The sequence below is a fragment of the Chryseobacterium sp. SIMBA_038 genome, from assembly GCF_046535115.1.
Classification (GTDB): Bacteria; Bacteroidota; Bacteroidia; order Flavobacteriales; family Weeksellaceae; genus Chryseobacterium.
The window spans coordinates 1,065,807-1,086,482 of record NZ_JAWRXH010000001.1; the positions used below are offsets into that span (position 1 = coordinate 1,065,807).

Annotated in this window: 17 protein-coding genes; 8 read left to right on the forward strand and 9 right to left on the reverse strand. The window is 33.5% G+C overall.

Going from position 1 to position 20,676, the window contains the following annotated elements:
• The first annotated feature begins 160 nt into the window (after positions 1–160).
• From SB689_RS04850 to SB689_RS04880, 7 genes are all read left to right on the forward strand, one after another.
• Entirely contained in the window at positions 161–688 is a 528-nt protein-coding gene (locus SB689_RS04850; protein WP_410691035.1) for a hypothetical protein, read from the forward strand.
• Between the two features lie 204 nt (positions 689–892).
• Positions 893–2,623, forward strand: coding sequence for a cellulase family glycosylhydrolase (locus SB689_RS04855; protein ID WP_410691036.1), 1,731 nt, complete (start codon positions 893–895; stop codon positions 2,621–2,623).
• Positions 2,624–2,685: 62 nt separating this feature from the next.
• Positions 2,686–3,564, forward strand: a complete 879-nt coding sequence (bla-A, locus tag SB689_RS04860; protein WP_410691037.1) for a CGA/CIA family class A beta-lactamase — start codon at positions 2,686–2,688, stop codon at positions 3,562–3,564.
• 126 nt (positions 3,565–3,690) lie between these two features.
• Entirely contained in the window at positions 3,691–4,101 is a 411-nt protein-coding gene (locus SB689_RS04865; protein ID WP_410691038.1) for a hypothetical protein, read from the forward strand.
• 13 nt (positions 4,102–4,114) lie between these two features.
• Positions 4,115–5,005, forward strand: a complete 891-nt coding sequence (locus SB689_RS04870) for a 3-hydroxybutyryl-CoA dehydrogenase (RefSeq protein WP_410691289.1) — start codon at positions 4,115–4,117, stop codon at positions 5,003–5,005.
• Positions 5,006–5,081: 76 nt separating this feature from the next.
• Positions 5,082–6,398, forward strand: a complete 1,317-nt coding sequence (locus SB689_RS04875) for a hypothetical protein (protein ID WP_410691039.1) — start codon at positions 5,082–5,084, stop codon at positions 6,396–6,398.
• A 37-nt stretch (positions 6,399–6,435) separates the two neighbouring features.
• Positions 6,436–6,675: a hypothetical protein gene (locus tag SB689_RS04880; protein WP_007845674.1), complete on the forward strand. Its 240-nt coding sequence runs from the start codon at positions 6,436–6,438 to the stop codon at positions 6,673–6,675.
• A 49-nt stretch (positions 6,676–6,724) separates the two neighbouring features.
• Here SB689_RS04880 and SB689_RS04885 read toward each other — a convergent pair whose 3' ends face one another.
• The 3 genes from SB689_RS04885 to dnaN all read right to left on the reverse strand — a co-directional run bounded on the left by SB689_RS04885 (position 6,725) and on the right by dnaN (position 11,494).
• Complete coding sequence (locus SB689_RS04885; protein ID WP_123984867.1) at positions 6,725–7,135, reverse strand: META domain-containing protein; 411 nt, start codon at positions 7,133–7,135, stop codon at positions 6,725–6,727.
• A 310-nt stretch (positions 7,136–7,445) separates the two neighbouring features.
• On the reverse strand, positions 7,446–9,848 hold the full coding sequence (gene pheT, locus SB689_RS04890; protein WP_410691040.1) for a phenylalanine--tRNA ligase subunit beta: 2,403 nt from the start codon (positions 9,846–9,848) through the stop codon (positions 7,446–7,448).
• 515 nt (positions 9,849–10,363) lie between these two features.
• Positions 10,364–11,494: a DNA polymerase III subunit beta gene (gene dnaN, locus SB689_RS04895; protein ID WP_066757286.1), complete on the reverse strand. Its 1,131-nt coding sequence runs from the start codon at positions 11,492–11,494 to the stop codon at positions 10,364–10,366.
• A 195-nt stretch (positions 11,495–11,689) separates the two neighbouring features.
• On the opposite strand from dnaN, the gene SB689_RS04900 reads away from it, so the two are divergent.
• A complete protein-coding gene (locus SB689_RS04900; protein WP_410691041.1) occupies positions 11,690–12,046 on the forward strand; it encodes a diacylglycerol kinase family protein in 357 nt (118 codons plus the stop codon).
• 117 nt (positions 12,047–12,163) lie between these two features.
• Here SB689_RS04900 and SB689_RS04905 read toward each other — a convergent pair whose 3' ends face one another.
• The 6 genes from SB689_RS04905 to purB all read right to left on the reverse strand — a co-directional run bounded on the left by SB689_RS04905 (position 12,164) and on the right by purB (position 20,494).
• On the reverse strand, positions 12,164–12,790 hold the full coding sequence (locus SB689_RS04905; RefSeq protein WP_410691042.1) for an SGNH/GDSL hydrolase family protein: 627 nt from the start codon (positions 12,788–12,790) through the stop codon (positions 12,164–12,166).
• Between the two features lie 60 nt (positions 12,791–12,850).
• A complete protein-coding gene (locus SB689_RS04910) occupies positions 12,851–13,267 on the reverse strand; it encodes a ribonuclease inhibitor (protein WP_410691043.1) in 417 nt (138 codons plus the stop codon).
• Positions 13,245–16,940: a phosphoribosylformylglycinamidine synthase gene (locus SB689_RS04915; protein WP_410691044.1), complete on the reverse strand. Its 3,696-nt coding sequence runs from the start codon at positions 16,938–16,940 to the stop codon at positions 13,245–13,247. Before SB689_RS04915 ends, SB689_RS04910 begins: the two co-directional genes overlap by 23 nt.
• Before the next feature lie 14 nt (positions 16,941–16,954).
• The gene (locus SB689_RS04920; RefSeq protein WP_410691045.1) at positions 16,955–17,971 is read right to left on the reverse strand and encodes a PDDEXK nuclease domain-containing protein; all 1,017 of its coding nucleotides are present in this window, start codon (positions 17,969–17,971) and stop codon (positions 16,955–16,957) included.
• A gap of 88 nt (positions 17,972–18,059) precedes the next feature.
• The gene (locus tag SB689_RS04925; protein ID WP_410691046.1) at positions 18,060–19,019 is read right to left on the reverse strand and encodes a WG repeat-containing protein; all 960 of its coding nucleotides are present in this window, start codon (positions 19,017–19,019) and stop codon (positions 18,060–18,062) included.
• A gap of 47 nt (positions 19,020–19,066) precedes the next feature.
• Positions 19,067–20,494, reverse strand: coding sequence for an adenylosuccinate lyase (gene purB / locus SB689_RS04930; RefSeq protein ID WP_410691047.1), 1,428 nt, complete (start codon positions 20,492–20,494; stop codon positions 19,067–19,069).
• Positions 20,495–20,676: the final 182 nt, after the last annotated feature.

Genomic DNA, 20,676 nt, shown 5'->3' on the forward strand with positions numbered 1-20,676 from the left:
TAGAAATGACAATTCAGATACAGCATTTAATAATTCTCAAACAGAGCCAGTATTACGTCTAAAAAGAATTAGTAGTTCAATAAAAAACTACAATGTTGGATCATCTGCTGAAATAAAGTACGATAACAATGACAAGATCACCCAAATGATTAGCAGTTCAATGAAAACTGATATAATCTATGATTCACAAAATAGAATAACGCAGATTAATACCTATTATATAGATAATCCATCAGTTCTTATTAGTTCAAAGAAATATGAATATGTTGCGGACAAAATTATAATTTCGAATTTATATTCTGGCATCTATAATGAAGAGATGACTTTATTTCTTAATAATTCAGGACTCCTCGTTAAGAGTAAACATAATGTTGGCAGTTATATTATAGAAACCTACTTTGAGTATGACAACAATACGAACCTGATTCATAGTTACACGAATAATAATTCTGAAAATAATTATTATTCGTATGATGATAAAAAAAATCCTTATTATATATTTCCATTGGTTTTAAATATTTATTTGAATCGCTTTAATCTAATTGGCAAGAACAACGTCAAGTCGGCAAATTACTTTAACTATTCTACAAATCAATTCGATACTTTTAATAATCTTCTAGAATATAACTCAAATGATTATTTAACACGCTTTGAAAATTCTCAGGCAGTAATACAATTTTCTTATTAATATTAAAATGTAATAATCAATATGCTATCAGCAAAAGAATAAGAAATTAAATTCTTCAACAAATAGCAATCACTAATAATCAAATTACCTCTTTGAATAATTTTCAAAGAGGTATTTTAGTCTTTATTCAAATATTTTTAAATATATTTGTGATTATCAAAATTAATTCTAAAAACAACCCCTAATATTTTAAAAATCAAAACTATGAAAAGAGCATTCCTATTATCCGCTTTTTTATTGTCTCAATTTGGGACATCACAGCTTTTAAAAACAAATGGTCAGAAAATCGTTAATGATAAAGGAGAAAATATTCAATTGAGAGGCCTTGGTTTGGGAGGATGGATGCTGCAGGAAGGCTATATGTTGAAGACTGCCAATTTTGCAGGTCCACAATATAAGATCAAAGAAAAAATTGTAGAATTAGTCGGTGAAAAGGGAATGAATGATTTCTATAAAGTCTATTTAAAAAACGGAATTACAAAACAGGATATTGATTTTCTGAAAAAGGCAGGATTTAACTCGATCAGGCTTCCGATGCATTACAATTTATATACTTTACCGATTGAAAAAGAATCTGTAAAAGGTCAAAACACATGGTTGGAAGATGGTTTTAAAATGACGGATGATCTTTTAAAATGGTGTGCAGATAATAAAATGTATTTAATTTTAGACCTTCACGCTGCGCCTGGTGGACAGGGAAATGATGTGAATATTTCCGATAATGATAAATCAAAACCATCACTTTGGGAAAGCGAGGAAAATCAGAAAAAGACAATCACTCTTTGGAAGAAATTAGCAGAAAGATATAAAGATGAGCCGTGGATTGGTGGTTACGATTTAATCAACGAACCCAACATCAATTTCACTGGAAAAAATCCGAACGGAACTGATGAAATGTCAAACGCTCCTCTTTGGAAATTGCAAAAAGACATTACAGAAGCGATTCGTCAGGTTGACAAAAAACACATCGTCATTCTTGAAGGAAACGGATGGGGAAATAATTACAACGGATTGACACCGATTTGGGATGATAACATGGTTTTCAGTTTCCATAAATATTGGAATTATAATGATGATGCAACAATAAAAAATGCATTAGATCTAAGAGAAAAGCACAATATGCCAATCTGGTTGGGAGAAACAGGAGAAAATTCTAATGTTTGGTTTACAGAATTGATCCAGCTTTTAGATAAACATAATATCGGATATGCTTTCTGGCCGATGAAAAAGATCGACAATATTGCAGGAATTAACAACGTAAAAATCACTCCCGAATATCAAAAATTACTGGATTATTGGATGAAAGAAGGAGAAAAACCAACGAAAGAATTTTCAACAAAAGCTTTAGCAAAAATCGCTGACAATTATAAATTCAGTAACACTGAAATTAAAAATGATGTGATTGATGCGATGTTCAGACAGACAACGGATGGATCTACAAAACCGTTTAAAAATAATCAGGTTCCTGGGAAAATTTTCGCTTCGGATTATGATTTGGGAAGAATGGGTTCGGCGTATTTAGATAAAGATTTCATCAATCTTTGGGTGAGCGATCCTGCCAAAAGATCTGAATGGAATTCAGGAAATCAAATGAGAAATGACGGCGTTGATATTTATAAATGTAACGACAAAATCACCAATCAATATTATGTTGGTAAAACAGAAACCGGAGAATGGATTCAATATACATTTAATGCAAAAGCCGATAAAAGCTATAGTTTTGACATCAGATATTCCAGCAATAATAACGGGAAAATTAGAATTGAGGATGCTTCAGGAAAACAATTGGCAACCTTTTCTTTAAACTCAACAGGTGGAAATGACATATGGAAAACCGTTTCTGCTACAGGAGTTAATCTTAAAAAAGGAGAAAATAAAATCAGAATAATGTTCGAAAATGATGGAGTTAATCTTAATTATTTTGAAGTGAAATAATAATTATCTTAAATTGCAAATCCCTTTTAGTTTCTAAGAGGGATTTTTTTAACCAAAATATTATGAAAAAAATAAAATTTCTTTTTCTTTTGATCTCTGCATTTGCCTTTGCTCAAGACAATGTTTTAGACAAAAAAATCAATTCAATTATTAAAGATAAAAAAGCGACGGTTGCCGTTTCTGTCTTAGGATTTGAAGATGATTTTAATTTTAATAAAAACGGCGAGAAAAAACTTCCGATGCAAAGTGTCTTCAAATTTCATATTGCGGCGGCTGTTTTGGATCTTGTTGATAAACAAAAACTGTCTTTAGATCAGAAAATTTTACTGGATAAATCAAATTTATTAGAAAATACGTGGTCGCCTCTTCGTGATAAATATAAAGATAAAAATGAGGAAGTTCCTTTAAGTGAAATCATCGATCAAACCGTTGCCATGAGCGACAATAATGGTTGTGATATTCTTTTGAATTTAATTGGAGGTACGCAAACTGTTCAGAAATTTATGGATTCTAAAGGTGTAAAAGGTTTTCAGATAAAATATAATGAAGAAGTGATGCACAAAGATTGGAACGCACAGTATGAAAATTACAGCACGACTAATTCTGCAGTTCAGGTTCTGAAAAAATTCTACGACAGAAAATTACTCTCTAAAAATTCTACAAACTACCTGATGGAAGTAATGCTGGGAACAAAAACAGGATTAAACAAAATGATAGAACAATTGCCGGAAAACACTCCTGTAGCCCGCAAAACGGGAGCTTCCGGAAAGAATAAAGATGGATTGACCGGTGCCGAAAATGAAATAGGAATTGTAACTTTACCCAACGGAAAACATTACGCAATTGCCTTATTTGTAAGCAATTCTACGGAAACCGATGCCGTAAACTGCAAGATTATTTCTGATATTTCTAAAACTGTTTGGGATCATTTTAATAAGTAAATTTTAAAGCTTATTTTTAAACCGTTTTTTAAGTGAGTTTAAATATTCAAAATTGTCATTGGAAGTTTCTACGAAATAACAAAGGCACACTAATTGAGTCTTACTTATCAAATAAAAAATATCAACATGAAAAAAATATTATTAATCGCAGGAATTTTCAGTTTTTCATTCTTTTGGGCACAGAAAAGTGAAAACTATTTACAAATAAGATACGGAAGCATTTGTTGTGGTACTCCATCAACAGATCCGGTAATGAATTATGTAAGCAAATTTCAGAAAAAAAATAAAATTAAAAATCTGGAAATCTACAAACAAAGCGGATTGGGAAGAGAAGGTGAATTCCATTTATACATCGGAACCGACAACTTTTCGAAAAAACAGGCTCTTGCTTTTACAAAAGGTCTGCAATCTGCTATTGAAACTCAAAATAACGCAAGAAAGAAAAATCATGACGGAACGGTGGGTTTTGATGAAACAGAAACGGTAAAAAAAGCCGACTTATCCAACGCAAGAAATTTAACTATCTATAAAAAATAATTTAAGGAAAATGATCAAAAACATCGTAGTTATCGGAGCTGGAACCATGGGAAATGGTATTGCACATACTTTCGCTCAAAGCGGTTTTAAAGTAAATTTAGTAGACGTATCTCAGGATGCTTTGGACAGAGGTTTAAAAACAATTACAACCAATCTGGACAGAATCATCGCAAAAGGAAACCTTACTGAAGAGCAAAAAGCAGAAACTTTAGGTAACATAACTACTTTCACGGAACTTAAAAATGCTGCAACTGAAGCAGATCTAATTGTAGAAGCTGCAACAGAAAATCAGGAATTAAAGTTAAAAATATTCGCTCAAATGGACGAATTGGCTCCTGCAAACTGTATTCTGGCAACAAATACTTCTTCAATTTCTATCACTAAAATCGCTGCTGCTACAAAAAGAGCCGACAAAGTGATCGGAATGCACTTTATGAACCCTGTTCCAATCATGAAATTGGTTGAAATTATCAAGGGATATTCTACTTCTAAAGAAACTTTTGATATCATTTACGATATGAGCAAAACGTTAGGAAAAGTGCCTGTAGAGGTTAACGATTACCCAGGTTTTGTGGCAAACAGAATTTTGATGCCGATGATCAACGAATCTATCGAAACGCTTTACAATGGTGTTGCTGGTGTTGAAGAGATCGATACAGTAATGAAATTAGGGATGGCTCACCCGATGGGACCTCTTCAATTGGCCGATTTTATCGGTCTGGATGTTTGTTTAGCTATTTTAAATGTAATGTATGACGGTTTCAAAAATCCTAAATACGCTCCAAATCCATTGTTGGTAAACATGGTAATGGCCGGAAAATTAGGCGTAAAATCTGGTGAAGGTTTCTACGATTATTCTGAAAGCAAAAAGGCTGAAAAAGTGGCTAAAATGTTTGCAAAATAAGAGAGGTGAATGAGTGAATTGTCAATAGTTAATTTTAAAAATTGACTTGTATTACAAAATTCACTACTTTTCTTCGATGAAATTTAAAGAAAAATATATTCAGATATCAATGGTCATCATTACTTTAGTGATGACCATTTTGCGTTTTTTACTGAATGAAAAAGGCCGTGTAAATCCGGACTCTATCCGATACATGAGAACGGCTCGTGCTTTTCCAATAATTGATAATACCACAACACCATTAGGATATCCTTTAAGTATCAAGTTTTTCACCTATTTTGGGTTTGATGAATTTTGGAGCAGTAAAGTTGTCGGTATTTTAGCATTTCTTTTTATCATAATTTTTGCTTGGAAAAAGAAATTTTATTTTAGAGAAACAATTATTTTAAGTGCCTTATTCAGCTTTCTTTCCATCTATTCGTATACGATGAGCGAAGCATTGATTCTCCCTTTTGTATTTCTTTTTTTATATACCGCAATGCTGATCATTACAGGGAAATTAGAAAAATGGAAAGCTGTTTTTTATCTTTCATTAGCTTTAATTGCTCTTTATAATGTACGATATAGCGCGTTGTTTACCATTGCAGGAACCGGACTTTACGGACTTATTTTCTGGAAAAGAAAATACTCTTTATCGTTTATAATTTCTGCTGCGATTGGCTGTGTTTTCATTGTTTTGTATAAATTTCTCTTTATTGATTATTTTAATGCAAATTACGTGAAAATGTTCCTGGAAATGGGGCTTCATACTACTCCTCAGCTTTTGATTGAGTTATTCCAGGGATTATGTACAACTTTCAATCCGTTTATTCACATTGCGAATCCGGCAGGAGGAAAAATCAATTATATTATTTACGGAATTGGGTTTGTCAATATTCTTCTGATCATTTATTTATTTGTAAAAAAGAAGCTTTCAGATCCTGAATTTTTCTATGTTTCTGTGAGTATTATTGGAATTATATGTTCTTATTTTATCCAATATTTTTATTCTGTGAATCCCATAGATTATAGATTAATGGCGCCTTTCAGCTTACCGATCTGGATCGTTTATTTCAGGAAACTATTCCAGATATTTGATCTTAAAGTGTATGTTATTGGAGCTTTAAGTTTACTTTCCGGAGCTGCATTTACATGGCTTTCAAAAGGAAATTACCTTGAAAACAGAAAAGAAATTACTAAATTTTTACAGTCTGAAAAATTAGACAAAGTCCCTTTACAATTTTTTATCATCGAAGAAAAAGATTTAGAAAAAATACAGGTTGCAGAATTAATAAGTACCGTAAACCCTCAGGTAAGCATTACTTTTAAGCCCGAAGACACTTTAAAAAGAACAACGCTTACACGCTATAAAGTTTTGCAAAAAATTAGTATCGACAAGAACAAGTATCAATAATTTTATTATCTTTGGTTAAAGTTAAAACATTAAAAAAATGAAGTTACCAAAGTTTTTATTAGCAGATAATTCGGAATTTCCTGAAGATTTATTCGTAGTTCATACAGAATATCCAAGATTTATCTTAAACGTTGAGGAAGAAGAAGTTGAGTGGTTAGATGATTTGGAAGGTGATGATGAAGAAACTATGGCAGATGAGGCTACTAAAGTGGTAGAAGCGGCATTCAAATGGTGTGATGAGGAGTTGGCTAAGTACGACGAAGAAGAGGAAGAATAAGAAATATCTAAACATAAAAAAAGGAACTCAAATTGAGTTCCTTTTTTATTTATTCTGCTTTATTGAATTTCAATAGTAAAAGATTGTCTTTATATAATTCTAAGGTATTTCCGGAAACCACATATTTATTGGCCTTTCCTACCATATCCATAAAATTCTGCTCTACGCTCATATTATCGCAAGCCATTCTTGTAGAACCCATTTGCCCCGCAGAAAAACTCCCTGTCGCTATATCTACTTTGGCAGTTCCGAAGTAATTATTACATCCTGCATTTCCATTGATCTTTTCACCTTCAATGTTCAAAGTCGGAACTTTTCCTTTTACATTATCCGCCAACGTCCATTTTGTATTTGCCAATGAAGGTTGAGATTTTCCTACTTTAGAAGCAGATGGACTAGACATTGTTCCACACGATGCCAAAACCGCTGCTGCACATATACTTAAAAAAAGATTTTTCATTTTTTTCTTTTTTGATTTAATCAAATTTACGGAAATTATATTATTTAAACGGGTTTCAGAGGTTTTTATTGTTTCGTTAAACATAAATTTCACCAAAGTTTTTTCATGAATATTACAAATTATTTAAGCTTAATTATGTACATTATTATTCGCATTTTGTCATTCCGTAGGAATCTAAACTGTTGAATTAATGTAACGTTGTCTAGATTCCTACGGAATGACAAAGTTTAGGTTTTATTTATTTTTAAAACAAAAAAACGGACTAAAAAAGTCCGTTCTGAAATATATAATTTTTAATGTTGTATCAATATTATGATCTCAATTCTGCATTAAATTCTTTTTGGAAAGACTTAATCAGAGAATCCATTACGTGAGAAATTTCTTTTTCTTCCAATGTTTTCTCTTCGTTCAGTAATTCAAAGCTCATTGCATACGATTTCTTACCTTCCGGAAGATTTTTCCCTTCGTAAACATCGAATAAATTGATGTTTTTAATGAATGGAGATTTATTCTTCTTAGCCGTCTCAAACAATTCCTGATACGTAATATTTTTATCAATCAATAAAGCTAAATCTCTTCTTATTTTGTTGAATTTTGGAATATCTTTGAATTTCAATTCGTTTGTAGAACGCAATTCCTGAGCAAATTCCAATTCAATTTCAGCATAGAAACATTCTTGCTCGATATCGAAATCTTTCAACATCTGAGGAGCAACTTTTCCGATTCTTACTAAAACTTTTCCGTCAACTTCATATGCTAAAGCATCTGAGAATCTATCGTCAGATAAAGCAACTTCTTTATAATCAATTGCTAATCTTTCTAATAAAACCTTTACGTAAGCTTTTAAATTATAGAAATCTGTCGCAGATTTTGGCTGTAACCAGTTTTCAGCAACATTTCTTCCTGAAATCAAAATTGCCATTTGCTTTCTTTCTTCATATTTATCTTTTTTGTGATAAATTTTTCCGAATTCAAAGAATTTGATATCCTGATTTTTTCTATTGATATTGTAAATAGCATTTTCCAAAAGTCCTTCTAATAAAGACTTTCTCATGAATGCCAAATCATTACTTAACGGATTCAACAATCTTACAGCATCAGTTTCATCTTTTACAGAAGTTAATGAGTTGTTCATTACTTCATTGAAACCAAGGCTCTGTAAAGTTCTTGCCCAATTATTTTCCAATTCATCCTGATCTTTTGCACTAAGCTTCACAGGTGTGAAAGATATCTTTTGTGGAGCTTCGATCTTATTATATCCGTAGATTCTTAAAATCTCCTCAATAACGTCGATTTCTCTCGTAACATCCGCTCTGTAAGCAGGAACTGAGATTTCAAAACCATTCTGAATTTCATTTAAAACCTGAATTTCAAGAGCTTTTAAAATTTCTTTTACCTTTTCTCTGTGAATTTTTGTTCCTAAAATCTGCTCGATTTTAGAAAATCTGATGATCACATAATTGTCTTCGATTTTCTTTGGATATTCTTCCAACAAATCACCCGTCAATTTCCCGCCAGCTAACTCCTGAATCATTTTGATTGCGTGAGTAATGGCAGTTCTAGTGATATTTGGATCTACACCTCTTTCAAATCTGAAAGATGCATCTGTATTCAAACCGTGGAATTTCGCTCCTTTTCTCACCGCTACCGGATTGAAATAAGCACTTTCCAAGAAAATGGTTTTCGTCTCGTTAGAAACACCTGAATTAGCACCACCGAAAACTCCGGCAATACACATAGGGTTATCTTTTCCGTCTTTGATCATGATCTCAGAACCGTTTAAAGTTCTTTCAACACCATCTAAAGTCGTGAATTTTGTTCCTTCTTTTACGGTTCCAACTTTCACTTTTTTATCTGCAATTTTATCTGCATCAAAAGCGTGAAGTGGTTGCCCGAAACCGTGAAGAATATAATTCGTAATGTCTACAATATTATTGATCGGACTTAATCCGATTGCTTTTAATCTGTTTTTCAGCCAAGCCGGAGATTCTGCAACGTTTACATCTTCGATCACCGCTCCGATATATCTTGGACATAATTCTGCGTCCTCAACTTCCAACGTAAAGCTGTGAGAACCTTCGTTATTTAAAGATTCAGAACTTACTTTTTCAAATTCTGACTTCTGCTTATTTGTTGAAAGAAAAGCAAATAGATCTCTTGCAACTCCGTAATGAGACATTGCATCGGTTCTGTTTGGCGTTAATCCGATTTCGAAAACTTCGTCGTTTGTCAATTCAAAATAATCAGCGAAATTCTTTCCTACTTCATATTTTTCTTCATCCAACACCATGATTCCCCCGTGATCGTTGCTAAGACCTAATTCGTCCTCAGCACAAATCATCCCCTGAGAAACCTCTCCTCTGATTTTCGCTTCTTTGATCTCAAAAAATCCGCCTTCTTTATCATAGATTTTGGTTCCGACAACAGCAACAGGAACAGTTTGTCCAGCCGCAACATTCGGAGCACCGCAAACGATGTTTAACACCTTTCCGTTTCCTACATCTACTGTTGTTTTATTCAATTTATCTGCATTAGGGTGTTTCTCGCAAGTTAAAACTTTACCCACGATGGTCCCTTCCAAGCTTCCTTTGATACTTTCAAATTTATCTATCCCTTCAACCTCAAGACCGATATCAGTAAGGAATTCACCAATTCTTTCAGGTTTTAATTCCGTTTTTATATAATCTTTCAGCCAGTTATTTGATATCTTCATTTATTAAATTTTGAAAATTTTATTTGAATTTTTCGAGTTACAAATGTCGTGTTTTTTTAAGAAATACCGAAATTTATAAGATACTTTAAGAGGTTAATTTTCTCTCTATGATTTTCCTTACAATCGTAGATTTTGCAGATTTTATTTTTAATCTTAATTACTATTGATTGACCACAGATTTTCACAAATTTACACAGATCTACGTCAAGAAACATCTGCTGAATTGTTCCGTTAAGTTTGTCAAGCTGAAAGCATCCAGACATGAATATTTCCAGAATCTTTTCTAATACTACATTTAGATGCTTCCAGCATGACAAACTTCGTGAATATTTGCCAATATTTAAGTAACAGACCGCATCCCTAGCCCCGATTGCAACGGCATCCTTTTTGGTTGCGGGCGGAGCGAAGCGGAGCCCGTAACCAAAAAGATATAGTGAAAAGCGGGATTAAGCTCCCAAAAAAGAAAAGAGGTTCTGAAAAATCAAAACCTCTTTACATATTTATCTAAATTAATATTACAAACCGATTACAGGCATTGATAACATTAAGATATTTTCGTTTTCTTCTAGACCATCAAGAGGTTCGATAATTCCCGGTCTGTTTGGCTGAGACATTTTCATTGTGATATCGTCTGAACCAAGAATTGTCAACATTTCAGTTAAAAACTTAGAGCTAAACCCGATGTTGATATCTTCCCCATTATAGTCGCAAGGAATCTGCATATCTGCCTTGTTTGCGTATTCCGTATCTTCTGCATGAAGGTGAAGAATGTTTGCCGACAATTTAAATCTAACCTGATTGGTAGATTTATTTGACATGATAGATGCTCTCTTGATTGCTCCTAATAAAAGGTTTCTGTTGATCGTCAATACGTTCGGGTTTTCTTTAGGAATTACCGCTGTATAATTAGGATATTTTCCATCGATCAGTCTACAGATCCAGATATGTTTACCAAAAGTAAACTTAGCCATGTTCTCGTTGAATTCGATCGTTACGTCTTCATTTGAACTTGCCAAGATATTTTTGAAAATATTCAAAGGTTTTTTAGGCATAATGAATTCCATTGGCTCGGCATTCATTAAGTCCATTCTTTTGTACACAACCAATCTGTGAGAATCTGTAGAAACAAAGTTTGTTTCATTTTCTCCAAACTGGAAAAGAACTCCCGTCATTACAGGACGAAGAGAGTCGTTACTTGTAGCAAAAAGTGTGTTTGTAAGAGCTTCAGATAAAACTCCAGCAGACATTGTTACGCTTTGAGCAGCATCAAATTCCGGCAATTCCGGATAGTCATCCGCATTGTCCAAAGCTACCGCGAAATTATCTTTTTCATCTAAAATCTCAAGCTGACTTCCCGTTCCCTCATCATTATCTTTTACAGAAAATGTTAAAGGCTGTTCGCCATAGGTCTTGATAAAATCCTGAAAAATTTTAGCAGGAACAGCAAACTTCCCCGAATCATCAGACTTCACTTCCAAAGAAGTGACAAGAGTTGTTTCGCCATCAGATGCTGTAATGGTAACATTATTTTCGTTTAACTCAAAAAGATAGTTTTCTAAAATAGGTCTCGATTGAGAGCTTGATATTACGCCACTTACAGTTTGCAAAGCCTTCTGCAGTTCTCCACTTGAAATAATAAATTTCATAGATTTAAAAATAAATTTTTACAAATATAATAAATAGAAAATAGATTGAAAAATATAATCCTGAGAGTTATTAACAACCATCAAAAGATTATTGAGTCTCCTCTACTTTAATTTTTTGTGATAAAATATCATAAAGGACTAAAGATAAGCATTTTCTTGAAGCAATTAATTATATTTGTGAATAATATTTTCATTATGCGAAAACCACCTGTCTATAAGAGTTTATTGAATGCTTTTCGAGGTGTTTTTTTAATGCTGAAATCGGAAAGAAACTTTCAATTGGAGGTTTTAGCTTTCTTTATTAACATTATATTAATTTTCTATTTCCAACTTTCCAATATTGATACGATCTTAATTCTCATTGTTTCTTTCGGAGTTTTAAGTGCTGAAATTTTTAATACTGCGATTGAAAAAATATGTGATTTTATGCAACTGGAATTCGATAAAAGAATTGGTTTTATTAAAGATATTTCTGCAGGAGCGGTAATTTTGATGGCAATTTTGTCGGTTGTTGTGGGAGTTTTGGTGTATTGGAAGTATATTTTTAATTAATTCTGTCATTGCGAGAAACGAAGTGACGAAGCAATCTCGACAAATAATTTCCCACAGATTGCACAGATTTACACAGATGATTGTGCTATTTGTGAAAAAATTAGTGATTATTTATGTTTAAAATTCTAAATACTTTTCAATAATTGGAATAGCAATTTCAGCCATCATTCCGTACCCTTTTTCGTTTGGATGAACGCCGTCTGTGGAAAGTAAAACTTCTTTATCCTGTAAAAAAGCTGAATAAAAATCAATATAATTTAATGAGTTTTCAATGGCAATATCTTTAAGAATCTGATTGTAAATAATAACTTCGTCATTCGTTCTTAGCTTTCCAGAAGTGACCACTACTCCGTCCACTTTTTTAGAAAACGGAAGAATACTTACTAAATAAATATCTTGTGAATATTTTTTTGCTTCGTGAATTGCTGTTAAAATATTAGTTTTGAAATGCTCAGGATTTACCATCTGAGTTCCATTTTTCATAGCTAAATCGTTTGCTCCATAACCGATGAAAATAATATTTCCTTCAGCTGAATTTCTCGCCGCCATTTCATGTGGAATTCTTTTGACAAGACCTTCCGTTGTTTCGCCACCTATTCCGAGATTAAAAAGGATAAGTTCGTTGGTTCTGCCTTCATTGTATCTTTGTAAAGCATATCTTTTCAGAATATCTACCCAACCTCCAAAAACTCCATCATATTCTCCGTAGGTGATGCTGTCGCCGAAGAATAGTCCGTATATCATTTTCTTCATTTTACTTTTAGTATCATTTATAATTTATCACTGATCATTTATAATTAATCATCAATCCAAAATTAACGTAATATTTTTATGCTCTTCTATAATTTCAATTAAAATCTCAAATAAAGTTTGCCCTTTTCCATCAATCAATTCATTTAATTTATCTTGAATTAATTCTACATTAAAAGGTTTTCCCTGTTTGATTTTATTTTCGTAAAATTCTTTCGTCAGTTCAAATCCTAAATCTTCTTTTGATTTCTGAGACTCTTCCCAAATGATTTCGACTTCATCATAATTTTCAAAAACTCCAAAACCTCCGTACAGAATATCATTGAAACCGTCCAACGTACCGACTTTCCAATTTATATCTTTCGTCAAGACTTTTGAGACTTCCTCGTAAAAGCCTTCCAAATTTGAAAAATGACTGCCATTGATGACAGTCATTTTCTTTTTATTGTTATTTGAAGTACTCAACTCCATTTTTAAATATATTGTGATAATTCGCGGTTGGAATGTTTTTCATCAACCCTTCTGCAAAACGTTCAGGGTGTCCCATTCTACCGTAAATCTTACCGCATGGACTGGTAATCCCTTCAATTCCGAACAATGAATTATTTGGATTGAACGGCATTCCGTGCGCAATGTTTCCATCTAAATCTAGGTATTGCGTTGCAATTTGTCCGTTTTCGTACAACTTCTGAATTTCTTCTTCCGAAGCCATAAAACGACCTTCACCATGAGAAATCGGAATCGTGAACACTTGTCCTTTCATTCCTTTCAACCAAGGCGATTCATCGTTTAAAACCTTCACATTAACCATCTGAGAAATGTGTCTTCTGATCGCATTGTGAGCCAACGTCGGAGAATTTTCGTCTAAATCTTTGATTCTTCCGTAAGGTAACAATCCAGATTTAACCAACGCCTGGAAACCATTGCAGATTCCGATAATCATTCCGTCTCTGTCTAACAATTCATGAACTGCATTTCTCATCTTTTCGTTTTTCAAAACGTTTACAATGAATTTTGCAGAACCATCCGGCTCGTCACCCGCAGAGAAACCTCCTGAGAACGCTAAAATCTGAGAAGTTTTGATTTCTTCTACCCAAGCATCAATACTTTCATCCAATAACTGGTGATTGATATTAATTAAAGGTAAACTGCTGATGACAGCACCTTCTTTTGCGAAAGCGTTCAACGTATCGTACTCACAGTTTGTTCCCGGGAAAACTGGTGCGAATACTTTAGGCTGAGCGATTCCGTGTTTTTTAATAATGATATTTCTTGGGTTGATTGAGTTTAGTTTCTCATCAATTTCAACCGTCAATTTTTCTTTTTCAACCGTTGGGAAAAGATTTTCAAACGTGTTTGTATTTGCAGCCAAAAGTTTGTTGATTGCAATTGGTTGATTGTTGATTGTTAATACTTCGTCTGCAACAACTTTTCCGATTAATTGAAGATTTACAGAACTTAATTCTTCTTTAGATTCGATGATTAAGCTACCAATATTTTTCGCTAATAAAGCATTTTCATCAACTGTAATTTCAGCACCTAATCTGTTTCCGAAGCTCATTTTTGCTAAAGCAACCGCAACTCCACCTTCTTTAATCGTTTTTACAGAAACGATTTTTCCAGCCTTGATATTTTCGAAAATAAATTCAAAAACAGCTTTTAAAGCATCATAATTCGGAAGTCCGTTTTCCTGAGCGATATGATTGAAGAAATAAACTTTATTTCCTTCACCTTTAAATTCAGGAGAGATAATATTTTTCTTTTCTCCGTTCGCACAAGCGAAAGAAATCAACGTTGGCGGAACATTCAGATCCTGATACGTTCCACTCATTGAATCTTTACCTCCGATTGCAGCCAGGCCGAAATTGATTTGAGCATCATAAGCTCCCAAAAGTGAAGCCAAAGGTTTACCCCATTTTTCAGGGTTCTGACCTAATTTTTCAAAATATTCCTGAAAACTGAATCTGATATTTTTATAATCGCCGCCCATTGCAACGATTTTTGCCACACTTTCTACAACTGCGTAAGAAGATCCTAACAAAGAATTCTGTTTAGAAATCTCTGCATCAAATCCCCAACTTGCCAAAGAAACCGTTTCAATATTTTTTGCTCCGATGACCGGTAACGTCTGAACGCTTCCTTCCATCAAAGTCTGCTGATATTTTCCACCTAAAGGCATCGCAACCGTAGTTGCACCAATAGAAGAATCAAACATTTCAAGTAAACCTTTTTGAGAAGCAACATTTTTATCGCTTAATATTTTCAAGAAATTCTCTTCGTTAAAAGTCTGTGCTTCTTCTTTTACTTCGTTAAGATGCATAATCTTAACTTCTTGGCTTTTAGAACAACCGTTTGTATCAAGGAATTCTCTTGATAGGTCAACAATCTTATCACCTTTCCAGAACATCTGCATTCTTCCTGAATCTGTCACTTTCGCAACTTCTACAGCCACAATATTTTCAGCTTCACAGAATTTAATAAACTGTTCTTTATCTTTCGGTTCAACCACAACCGCCATTCTTTCCTGAGATTCAGAAATAGCAAGCTCAGTTCCGTTCAAACCCTCATATTTTAAAGGCAAAACATCAAGATTAACTTCCAAAGAATCAGCGATTTCACCGATAGCAACAGAAACACCTCCCGCTCCGAAGTCATTCGATTTTTTAATCAGTCTCGTCACTTCAGGATTTCTGAATAACCTCTGGATTTTACGCTCTTCAACAGCATTTCCTTTCTGGACTTCAGAACTCATCGTGTGAATAGAAGTTTCGTCCTGTTCTTTCGAACTTCCGCTTGCTCCACCAACACCGTCACGACCAGTTGCACCACCCAAAATAATGATAGAGTCGCCAGCTTCAGGCTTTTCACGTCTTACCCAATCCACAGGAACGGCGCCGGCAACGAAACCAACTTCCATTCTTTTTGCTTTGTAGCCTTCATCGTAGATTTCGGAAACCATTGTAGTCGCCAAACCAATTTGGTTACCATAAGAAGAATATCCGTTCGCAGCCTGTTTTGTGATTGTTTTTTGAGGTAATTTACCCAGTAAAGTTTTGTCAACAGGTTCCAAAACATCAGCAGCACCCGTCAATCTCATCGCCTGGAAAACGTAAGAACGTCCGGACAAAGGATCTCTGATCGCACCCCCTAAACACGTTGAAGCACCTCCGAAAGGTTCAATTTCTGTTGGGTGATTGTGGGTTTCATTTTTGAATAATAAATACCAAGGTTCTTTTTTACCATCGTATTCAGCTTCGATTTGGATTGTACAAGCGTTGATCTCGTCAGAAACCACCAAGTTCTCCAAATCACCTGTTTTATGGAAATATCTTCCGCAAACTGTTGCCAGATCCATTAAAGAGATTGGTTTCAATTCACGACCTAAGAATTTTCTTTTTTCGATATAATCATTGAAAATAGTTTCCAATGTATGCTTAAACTGTCCTTCAAACTCAATATTTGACAATTCTGTTTCAAACGTTGTGTGACGACAGTGATCACTCCAGTATGTATCTAAAACTTTAAGTTCAGTTTCCGTAGGATTTCTCTGTTCAGTTCTAAAATAATCCTGAATGAATTTTAAATCATCTAATCCTAATGCAAAACCGTGATTATTAAAGAAGTTTTCAAGTTGAGCATCATCAAAATTAATGAAACCTTCGTGAATTAAAACCTTTGACGGAATTTCATCCGCAGGAAAATCAAAAACTGATAAATCTTTTTGCTGAGATTCTACTTTATTGATCAAAAGATCTTTGATTTTAGCTAAATCAGCTTCAGAAGCACCTTCAAACTCGATTAATTTTCCGCTTCTCACTTTAGACTTCTCATTTTCAGTCAGTAAAGCAATACATTGTTGAGCAGAATCCGCACGCTGATCATACTGTCCTGGCAAAAATTCCATCGCAAAATGGATTCCTTCTGCAGGATTTTCTTCATGCAAAATATCAGTAACAGGGTCTACGAAAGTGCTGTTGACAACCTTTTCGAATTCACCATCGTTCAAATTGAAAATATCGTACACATTGTACACTTTCACATTTTTGATCGACGGAACAACCGCTTTTACTTCATCAAAAATTTTTGGACTTTCTACATCGAAAATTCCTCTTTTTTCTACGAAAATTCTTTTGTTATTAGACATTAGATGCCAGATATTTAAATATTATTAGACTTATTTTTATTTTCAAATTTATTCCTTGCGATCTCTATCGAACGGTGGAACTTTTCAAGTAAAATCTTTTTTGAAGGTAATACAAGAAAATATTCTGCAACTTTTATGTTATCTGCTTCCAGATTCATTAGCTCGATATGTTCGGAATTTTTTCCGGAACAAAGAATTAAACCAATCGGCGGGTTTTCGCCTTCTACTTTTTCATATGCATTAAGATATGAAAGATAAAGCTCCATTTGACCTTTATGTGCAGCTTCAAATTCTCCCAATTTCAACTCGATAACTACTAAAGATTTTAATTTTCTATGATAGAAAAGTAAATCTAAATAGTAATCTCTATTATCTATTGTAATCCTTTTTTGTCTTGAGAGAAATGCAAAATCATTTCCTAATTCAGAAATAAATTTTTGAAGCTCAACAATTATTGCTTCCTCCAAATCCTTTTCAGAAAATGTATCTTTCAATTCCAAAAAATCCAGGAAATAAGGATCTTTAAAAATCAGATCTGGATTTAAAATATTATTCTCAGACCAATTTTTCAGTTCCTTATTAATTACTTCTTCCGGCTTTTTACTTATCGCAGTTCGCTCAAAAAGTAAAGAGTTAATCTTTTCTCTCAAAGTTCTTACACTCCAGTTTTCAATCTTACAAACTTCAATATAAAAATCTCTTTTAGTATCTTCAGAAATAGGAATAAGTAACAAGAAATGGGTCCACGATAATTGTCGCATCGCTGATGCGACAATTTCAAAATTTCCAAAAACAGAAGCAAACTGCATCATTTTTCGGATATTTTTTTCTGAAAAAGAACTTCCAAATTCAAAAGTAAGCTGGTGAGAGATTTGTGAAATTACCTCTTTACCATATTCTGCTCTTTTATTTCCTAAGATATCTTCATTTATTCTTTGTCCTACTTTCCAATATAAAACCACCATTGCCGAATTTACCTGAACAGCTACCTGACTTCTCGTCTGGGCAACCAGTTCTTTTAAATCGGTCATTAATTGTTGATGATTTTGATTCTGTAGCATTATCTTTAAATAATCAATTTAAAAAATTAATAATTCTGAAATTTTCTTGTTATTGGGTCTATTTACTTAATTTGTTCGGATTATCGGGATGTTCTTTTTGAAATTCTTCGGCTTCTTTCATTTCTTTTTTCAACCATTTTTCAAAAGGAATTTTTTCAACGTCATAATCTGAAGCGTAAAAATTTTTACCGTCTTCTGAAACTCTGAAATTAAACCGTGATGATCCTGAATTCATCTTTCCGTTATCATAAGTATTAATCTGAAAGTATGGGAAATTCTTTTTTGGTCTTTCAACGATCTCAAAGAATAATTTCTTTTCATTTTCAGATAACTTATTATAGTAATTCACATAATAAATATTGGAAAGCTGTTTACTATATTTTTCGAAAAACTGAAGAATGTTCTTCTCTTTTTCATTGTATTTGAATGGGTATGGATAATATTTTTCGTTAATTTCTACAGCATTATCGGATTTTGAAATGGGTTGAATGATTTCACCTTTAAAATTCATCATTCCCCAAGTTCCGCCAACAATAGCTTTGTGTTCGTCGTCTGTTTTTTCCCAGTCGCATCCGTCACAAAACGAAGCATAACCAAAATTAAACTGTGATACAAAATCATGAATTGGGTCAATTACTATTTTACCATTTCTATCTGCAAAACCAACTTTTCCATTTTTAACGAACCTTCTTACTCCTTCTTCGAAATAATCTGCTCCGTTATCATATAGAAAAGGTTGGTACAGGAAATTTCCTTTTCGGTCATAGACATATCCCCAAGCATTTTTCTCCCTTTCCTCTCCTTTTTTAGAACCGTCAAAATGGATGGTTTCTCCTTCAACTAATTCACCATTTTCAATATTTGAAAAAATTCTGAACTGCGCAGGAACTATAATTTTACCGTTTTGATTTTTTACTCCAACCAAAGAATCTTTAGATATAAAATACTTTAAAACATCCTTTTTCTGAGAAAAGGAAATCATTGGGATCAATGAAATGATTAAAAGTAACTTCTTCATATTTTGGTTAAAAATAAAATATGCAGCCGAAAAGACTGCATATGGTTTTATACTTTAAGGTCAGCCTCCAAACCTATCAGATCTTTGTTTGCGTCCAGAATCGGTTGAACTTCATTGTTGATGAATTCTTCCGTCTGAATCGGAGCAAAGCCGATAAAGTTTTTAGGATCTAAAACTTCTTTTAATTTTGTTTTATCTAATTTTAATGAATCATCATTTAAGATTCTCTCGATCAGATCATTTTCTTTACCTTCTTCTTTCACCTTTTTAGAAGCTTCCATTGAGTGAACTCTGATCACTTCGTGGATTTCCTGACGGTCACCACCAGCTTTCACCTCTTCCATGATGATGTATTCTGTCGCCATGAAAGGAAGTTCCTCCTCAATATGTTTGTTGATTCTGTTTGGATAAACAACGATTCCGTTCATAATATTATTCCAAATTAATAGAATCGCATCAACAGCTAAAAATGCCTGAGGAATAGTTAATCTCTTGTTAGCAGAATCATCCAAAGTTCTTTCAAACCACTGTGTTGAAGCTACCATTGCAGAACTTGTCGTTAAAGACATTACATATTTTGCTAGCGCTCCGATTCTTTCGCTTCTCATTGGATTACGTTTGTAAGCCATTGCTGATGAACCGATTTGGTTTTTCTCGAATGGTTCTTCAATTTCTTTAAGATTTTGAAGAAGACGTAAATCGTTTGAGAATTTGTGAGCCGACTGAGCGATGTTTCCTAATAACGCCACTACTTTAGCATCAATCTTTCTGTCATAAGTCTGACCAGAAACACCAAATACTTTATCGAAACCGAATCTTTTTGAAAGTTCTTTATCTAAATGTTTAACTTTAGAATAATCACCGTTGAAAAGCTCTAAGAAACTTGCAGCCGTTCCTGTAGTTCCTTTAACTCCTCTGAAACGTAATGTTTCTAAGAAGAAATCAAGTTCTTCAATGTCAAGAACCAAACTCTGTAACCAAAGTGTCGCTCTTTTTCCAACAGTCGTTAACTGAGCCGGTTGAAAATGCGTGAATCCTAACGTTGGAAGATCTTTATATTGAATAGAAAAATCCGCAAGGTTTTTCATAACGTTTACTAATTTTTTCTTTAAAATTAATAGTCCGTCACGGATTTGAATTAAGTCCGTATTATCTCCTACAAAAGCCGAAGTAGCTCCCAAATGTATAATTCCTTTTGCTGAAGGCGCCACATCACCATATGCGTGAACGTGAGCCATAACATCATGGCGGAATTTTTTCTCATACTCTGCTGCTTTATCGTAATCGATGTTTTCAGCATTGGCTTTCAACTCAGCGATCTGCTCGTCAGAAATTTCAAGACCCAGGTCTTTTTCGATCTCTGCAAGAGCGATCCAAAGCTGTCTCCAAGTACGGAATTTGTTGTTATGTGAGAAATTAAATAACATTTCTTCACTGGAGTAGCGCTCTTCCAATGGATTTTTGTAGGAATTCATTCTTCTTTTACTTTTAGATGCACAAAAATACGGATTTTCGTTGAGAGAGAAAAATTGTGGAGGTGGTTTTAGGTTTTGATTAAGATTAATTGATCTTTTACTTTTATTTCAATAGGGTGAAGTGTGTATTTCCTATTTTTTGACCGCAGGTTTACACGGATTTGCACAGATTTTTTAATAAA